General features: G+C 67.5%; 7 protein-coding genes and 1 pseudogene. 3 read left to right on the top strand and 5 right to left on the bottom strand.

What is annotated here, in order from left to right; all coding sequences use genetic code 11:
• Positions 1-58 precede the first annotated feature (58 nt).
• The 3 genes from HW578_RS28190 (at position 59) to HW578_RS06515 (ending at position 2,623) form a co-directional block, all read left to right on the top strand.
• A complete protein-coding gene (locus tag HW578_RS28190; RefSeq protein ID WP_255528979.1) occupies positions 59-364 on the top strand; it encodes a GMC oxidoreductase in 306 nt (101 codons plus the stop codon).
• 759 nt (positions 365-1,123) lie between these two features.
• The gene (locus tag HW578_RS06520) at positions 1,124-1,558 is read left to right on the top strand and encodes an ABC transporter substrate-binding protein (RefSeq protein WP_198369737.1); all 435 of its coding nucleotides are present in this window, start codon (positions 1,124-1,126) and stop codon (positions 1,556-1,558) included.
• A 96-nt stretch (positions 1,559-1,654) separates the two neighbouring features.
• The gene (locus HW578_RS06515; RefSeq protein WP_198369736.1) at positions 1,655-2,623 is read left to right on the top strand and encodes a Bug family tripartite tricarboxylate transporter substrate binding protein; all 969 of its coding nucleotides are present in this window, start codon (positions 1,655-1,657) and stop codon (positions 2,621-2,623) included.
• On the opposite strand, the gene HW578_RS06510 is transcribed toward HW578_RS06515, so the two are convergent.
• The 5 genes and pseudogenes from HW578_RS06510 to HW578_RS06490 all read right to left on the bottom strand — a co-directional run bounded on the left by HW578_RS06510 (position 2,620) and on the right by HW578_RS06490 (position 6,591).
• Positions 2,620-3,375, bottom strand: coding sequence for an aspartate/glutamate racemase family protein (locus tag HW578_RS06510; RefSeq protein WP_198369735.1), 756 nt, complete (start codon positions 3,373-3,375; stop codon positions 2,620-2,622). The genes HW578_RS06515 and HW578_RS06510 overlap by 4 nt on opposite strands.
• A gap of 306 nt (positions 3,376-3,681) precedes the next feature.
• Positions 3,682-3,828, bottom strand: a pseudogene (locus HW578_RS06505) (IS3 family transposase); the annotation flags it as partial.
• A gap of 105 nt (positions 3,829-3,933) precedes the next feature.
• On the bottom strand, positions 3,934-5,085 hold the full coding sequence (locus tag HW578_RS06500; protein WP_198369733.1) for a Gfo/Idh/MocA family protein: 1,152 nt from the start codon (positions 5,083-5,085) through the stop codon (positions 3,934-3,936).
• A 19-nt stretch (positions 5,086-5,104) separates the two neighbouring features.
• Positions 5,105-5,758, bottom strand: coding sequence for a cysteine hydrolase family protein (locus tag HW578_RS06495; RefSeq protein ID WP_198369732.1), 654 nt, complete (start codon positions 5,756-5,758; stop codon positions 5,105-5,107).
• Positions 5,758-6,591: an ABC transporter ATP-binding protein gene (locus HW578_RS06490; protein WP_198369731.1), complete on the bottom strand. Its 834-nt coding sequence runs from the start codon at positions 6,589-6,591 to the stop codon at positions 5,758-5,760. The genes HW578_RS06495 and HW578_RS06490 overlap by 1 nt, the downstream gene beginning before the upstream one ends.
• Position 6,592: the final 1 nt, after the last annotated feature.

Raw genomic sequence — 6,592 nt, 5'->3', positions numbered from 1 at the left:
CATCAGAGGAACCAGCCGCAGACCTGGCCGGCCCCCGATCGGGGGCCGGCCAGGTCTGATGCCGCCATGTCGCCAGTGGCCTTGTTTTCCGCCGCCGCGCTGGCCTGGTTTTGCTCCGCCGTTGACATATGCGCGGGCGAAGGGGGCGACCGTCTATCACCTGTGTGGCAGCTACCGCATGGGCGGCGACGGAGCGCCGGTGACGCCGGAGCTTCGGTTGCGCGGTATCGACGGGCTGCGCGTGGCCGATGCTTCGGTCATGCCGCGTATTGTCTCGGCCAATACGAATGCGACGACGATGATAATCGCAGCCGAGGCTGCGGCGATGATGCTCGGTCACCTCCCCCCCGTGGAGGTTCGTTGAGCAGGCGCATGGAGACCGACCGATGGTGGCTCTTGTCTCTGGCCATCCGCGTCCAGCGAAGCGCAGACCCGATTTCGACGCCGCCAATCCCCTTCGGTTCTGCGTCGAATCGCCGAAGCGGCGCCGAACCAGACGGGTGAGCGACGCCTGCTCCTCGCCCAGGATCTCGAGAGCCTCGGCTCGCCAGACCGCGTCAAATGTCGCCGCCTCACGCCGCATAGCGGCTCACGACAGTTCGGCTTCATTCGACGTTTGCCCGACCGGCCGTTCGATCGCCTTGCCGCTGTTCTGCTCGACGTGAACTATCGCGTACGTCGTGCCGGGATAATTCCCTGGGAGGTCGTCCACGCGCGCGCGGCGTACGTCGACAGCGTCAGGGTGTGGCGATTTCGCCTAACGGCTAGTGTTGGGAGCCACCCGATGTCGTAGATGTCACCACGGACTTCCTGCACGCAGACATCGCTGCTTGATCCGGTCGGCGAGCAACTTCCCCCGCTCCGATCGCAGATACGTCACAACTACGGGCGTGCTGATCGATGCCTGGCGCCGGGTCCAGGACCGCATTCCGCCGTAGTCCTTGCCACGGCTTCGCCCCGCTAACCTCGTTCACGATTGACGCACAATGATGAGGCAGTTTGAGCTTTCGGTCGGCGTTCGCAGCATCGAGATACGTTGGTTGATTATCCTCTGGTCATTTATGGCCTTGCCGCACCATCCGAACGCGGCGACGCTCCGATGCGGCTTCGAAGGATCACCTGCATGATCGCATCCGCCCTCCGGCGCATCGTTCTCACCGGTTCGCTGATTGCGGCTCTAGGCGGTCCCGCGGCCGCGCAATCCGACCGGCCGCTGACCTTCGTCATTCCGACCTTCGCCCGCGAGAGCCTCGACATCGGCAAGGCCGGCACAGGTGACCTTCCCTGTCTCGGCAACCTGTTTGACGCGCTGATCGGCACGGATCAGAGCGGCCAACTCTCCCCCGCGCGCGGTCTCGCCGAGAACTGGGGGACCGGCTCCGATGGCCGCTCCCTCACGCTGCGCCTGCGCGTCGGCGTCACCTGGCACGACGGCCAGCCCCTCACCACCGACGACGTGATGTTCACCTTCGAGCGGCTGCGCGCCCCGGATGCGAACTGCACCTTCTGCCGCTTCATGCAGTCGATCGACAGTGTCGTGACCAGCCCCATCAAGTGATCCAGGCACAATTCTAGTGGGCCACGCCGGAGATCGGCACCTGAAGGGCTGCCGCACGGACCGACAGCCCGTCCTAAGGTCTCTCAGGAGGTTCCCGTGGCTCAGAGCACTCGCCGATCGATTCTCGCCGCGGCAGCCGCGCTGTCGTCGGCCACGGTCAACGCGCAGGAGGCCTTCCCCAGCCGCCCCCTGCGCATGATCCTGCCCGTTGGTGCAGGCGGGTTGACCGATGCGGTCGGCCGTATCCTTGCGGAACAGATGGCGGGGCAGCTCGGCCGCCCGGTGGTGCCCGAGAACATGCCCGGGGCCGGCAGTACGCTCGGCGCACTCGCCCTGCTGAGGGCGCCAGCCGACGGCTACACCCTGATGACCGCGACGAACAACCACCCTGTCATGCAACTGCTCTATCCGAACTTTCCGCACGATCCGGTCACGGCCTTCGCGCCAATCGCGCTGGCGGCGCGACAGACCTTCATGCTTGTCGTGCACCGCGACGTGCCCGCGACCGACATGCCCGGGCTGCTCGCCTGGCTCCGACGGGAGGGCAGCGCCGTCAACTACGGTGCCGGCACGCCGGGAACGACCAACGCGATGGCCGGAGAGCTCCTGAAAGCGACGCTCGGCCTCGACTTCACGATCGTCCCTTATCGCGTCACCGCGAATGCGATTCAGGATCTCGCAGCGGGCCGGATGCATATGACGATCGATACGCCGACCGTCCTGAAGCCGCTCGTCGAAGCCGGAACGCTGCGGGCGCTCGCGACCAGCGGCGCGGAACGCACCCGCACCGAGCCTGACCTGCCGACGCTCCAGGAAGCCGGTGTTGCCGGCTTCGATGTCAGCGCCTGGCAGATCCTGTATGTGCGGCCCGATACGCCCCTGCCGATCCTGGCCGCGCTACGTACCGTCGCGAAGCAGGCCATCGCCGACCCAGTGACAGTCGCGCGCCTTGCCCGCATCGGTGTTGAGACCTGGCCCGACACTTCGTCCACAGCGGCCGAGGCGCATCTGCGGGCCGAGGTTGCACGCTGGACGCCGCTCGCCTCGCGCATCCGCGCGGGTTAGGGACTCGATGACTCGCGACGCAGACGAGCCTCGAGCTCGACGGTGATCCCCGAGACGATTCTGGGCGCGGGGGCAGCGAAGCTCCCCGCTGTCGCCTTCCGCGTGCCCAGCCGGACCATGCCCTCCGCCAGGACGGTCGCAGCCGTGACGCCCTCGATCAACGGCACGGGAACATCGTCGCGGATTCGCTCAGGGATGCCGGCCATCACGGCGCCGATGAGAACGACCGCGTCCGCGCGCTTCTGCGTGACCAGACTTCGTGCGCATTCGGCGATCCTCGCGGCGCTGCCGCCAGGGTCGCCGTAGATCGCCGTCGGATCGGCGCCCACCCAGCTGACGCCGGCGAGACGGGACGCGAGCCCATAGCCCTCGATCATTTCCTCCATGACAGTCGCGACGCGGGCAGTGGAGACCACGAGCCCGAACCTTCCTCCCGTCAGACAGGCGGCGTGCACCGCGGCTTGCGTCAGGCCCAGGACCGGCACGGGCAGCATCTCCTTGAGTGCGCGCAATCCGCTGTCGAGAGCAGCGGCGACGATCACGGCATCGCAGCCCTCCGCCTCGCGCGCGATGAGGGAGAGGCTGGCGTAGTCGCCGATCACCATCTCCATCCGACTGCCGATCACCGCCGCGCCGAAGTCGGCGGTGACAGCCTTGACGGAGGTCCCTGCAGAAGCGACCGAACGCGCCGCCTGCGCCATGAGCTCCGTGATGGATCGCGTGGTATTGGGATTGGCAAGCAGCAGGCGCAAGGAGCGTCTCCCCGGGCGGTTGATCCTTCGCCTCATGGCGAAGGCGGAAGATCCCACGTAACGGATGTCCTCGCCTCCCGCACGCGCTTGGTGGCCAACGCCAGCCCCCTGTCCTCTGCGCGTGAATAAGCGGCGAAACTGTCCCCTCCCAGGCGCACCCACAAAGCATTGATATTGTTATCGAATTGGGGACACAGATTAGGTTCCGATCGGCGTCGATCGGTACCCCTCCGCAGCATTCTTGTCCCGCGCCTCATCAAGGCGTTAGGCCGAATTCCGGCAGGGGCCCGGTTCGGCGCCTATTCACAGTGTCTGGCCGGTGCAGCCGATCTTGGCCGCGATCGACAGGATCGTCGCCCAGCGCGACGGGCGCTGCGCCTCGTGCTCCGGCACCAACCGCACCGCCCATTCGCGAACCCCAGGTGAGACCTTGTTCGCCGTCCTGCTCGTCATCGCTCCAGCCTCTCAGGGGTTGGAGACTCAGTCGAACCCGGCGCGGTTCAGTCCACCTGCGTCCGCACGCTGGGGGCTAAGCGAGATCGGGCCCGAAGCCGCGCATCATCCGCCGAGCACGGGAAGATCGATCCACCGGCGCTCGCGGTGGCTGGCATGGCAGGCCTCGATGAGCTGAAGGCCCTTCGCGGCCTCGATCAGGCTCGCATGGTTCGGCCCGTCATTGGCGACGTGGCGCAGGAAGGCTTCCCAGGCCATGCGATAGGAGTTCTTGAGTGGCAGCAGATCCGGCACTGGCGCCCACTGCGCATAGAGATCCTGGGGCGCCGGCATGTCCACGTTCCACGCCGGCTTCGGCGTGGTCGAGAGCGGCTGTACGACACAGCGATGCAGCCCGGCTACCGCGCTTCCCAGCGTGCCTTCGGCAGTGATGGTCAGGAGGTCGTCGCGCCGCACGCGGTTCGCCCAGGAGGCGTTGATCTCGGCGACCACGCCGTCCTCGAGCTCAAGGAGCGCACGCGCCTCGTCCTCGACGTCCACGGCGTAGGGCCGGCCGCGCTCGTCGCGCCGGTGGGGCTGAGCCGTGCGAACATGGCAGGTGACCGAGGTTGGGCGACCGAACAATCCTTCCAAGATGTAGCGCCAGTGCGGAAACATATCGAGCACGAGGCCACCGCCATCGGCGCGCCGGTAGTTCCAGGACGAACGCTGCGCCGGCACCTGCTCGCCGTCGAAGACCCACCAGCCGAAATCGATGCGCACCGAGAGCAGGCGGCCGAAGAAGCCCTGCTCCTTCAGCAGCCTCAGCTTGGTGAGGCCGGGCAGGAACAGCTTGTCCTGGACCACGCCGTGCCTGACGCCCGCGGCCTCAGCCGCGCGCCGTAGGTCGAGCACATCCTCGAGCGACGGCGCGACCGGCTTCTCCAGATAGATGTGCTTCCCCGCGGCTATGGCGCGATGCGCGAGCGCGGGGCGCGTGGCCGTGTAGGCGCTGTCGAAGAAGATCTCGTCCTGCGGGTCGGCAAGGGCGGCGTCGAGATCGGTCGTCCAGCGCTCGATGCCTGTCGTCACTGCGAGCGTCTGCAGCTTCTCGGCGCTCCGCCCGACCAGGATGGGGTCGGGCATCAGCCGGTCGCCGTTCGACAGCGGCAACCCGCCGTCGCGGCGGATCGCCAGAATGGAATTCACCAGGTGCTGGTTGGTCCCGATGCGTCCGGTGACGCCATGCATGACGATGCCGATGCGGCGTTGGGCCATGGAATTCCTCTCCCTGAAGTCAGCGCGCGCAGGCGGCGATGATGTCGTCCGAGGGCACCAGCCAACCGAGCGCGGCCTCGATGAGCGTCAAGGCCGCGGTGTGGTAGTCAGGCCCGTTCATGCTGGCACACGCATCGGGCAGCAGGATGACGCGGAGGTCGCGGTTGAAGGCCTCGAAGCAGGTGCACAGGACGCAGTTGTTCGTGTTGACGCCGCCGATGACCAGCGTGTCGACATCGAGGTTCTTCAGCAGCAGCTCGAGATCCGTGTTGTGGAAGGGGCTGTAGCGGTGCTTGAACACGGTATGTTCGCCCGGACGCGGCGCCAACTGGGGCACCACCTCCGTCACCGGCGATCCTTCCACCGCGAGCGTCCTGCGTGGCTTCGACAATCCGGGGATCGGGTTGGCGTGTTGCGCCATCCAGAAGGGGTTGCGGTTGTCGATCACCTCCCCGGTGGCCGGGTTCCAGCGGTGGTGGGTGCGCACGAAGATCACGGGGCGGCCTGCGGCGGCCCAGGCGTCGCGCAGCTTCGCCGCCGTCGCGATGATGCGGTCGGCATCCTCCTTCGCCACCAGCAGATGACCAATGGAATGATCGAGGTGGCTGCGGTTCATGTCGACCAGCAGCAGGGCCGCGCGGTCGAGCAGCGCGGGGGTCAGGTCAGGTCGCATCAGGCGGCGAGCATCCGGTAGAGATCGCGGTTCAGCGCCGCGACGAGGTGGGCGAACTCGTCGGTCAGGCGCATCTCCGGCGTGCGTGGGCGGGGCAGCGGCACCTGCAGGATGCGCGCGATCCGTCCCGGCCGCGGCGTCATCAGCACCACGGCATCCGAGAGGAAGACCGCCTCGGCGAGGGAATGGGTCACGAACAGCACGGTCTTGCCGAACTGCGACCAGATGCGCATGAGCTCGATCCCCATGCGGTCGCGGGTGATCTCGTCGAGCGCCGCGAAGGGCTCGTCCATCAGCAGCACCTTCGGGTCGAGCGCCAGCGCGCGGGCCAGCGCCGCGCGCGACTGCATGCCGCCCGAGAGCTGGGAAGGATATTTGCGCCCGAAGCCTTCGAGACCGACGAGCCGAAGCAGCGCGGGCACGTCCGGCACAGCCGCGGCGATGCCGCGGTCCGCGACCAGACGATGCAGCAGGCGCACATTGTCCTCGATGCGCAGCCACGGCATCAGGTTGGGCTGCTGGAACACCATCCCGATGCGGCCCTGGCGGCGCAACTCGGATGCCGGCACGTCGCCGATGAAAATCCCGCCCGTGCTGGGCTGCAGGAGGTCGGCGACGCATTTCAGCAGCGTCGACTTGCCGCAGCCCGATGGGCCGACCAGGGAGACGAAGGCGCCTTCTGGCACGCGCAGCGCGATCTCCGACAGGGCCGTCACGGGCTCGGCGCCCTGCGGTCCATAGGTGACGCCGACGCCCTCGATCGCGATGAAGGCGGCCGCGTCCTCCGCCCCCAGAGGGCCGGCAAAGTCGGGCGCGCGGGCGGCGGCGTCCATG

It is taken from the genome of Roseomonas rosulenta (genome assembly GCF_016106005.1).
Lineage (GTDB): Bacteria > Pseudomonadota > Alphaproteobacteria > Acetobacterales > Acetobacteraceae > Neoroseomonas > Neoroseomonas rosulenta.
Note: the sequence above shows the minus strand (reverse complement) of the source record. Positions and strands in the feature narration are given on the sequence as shown.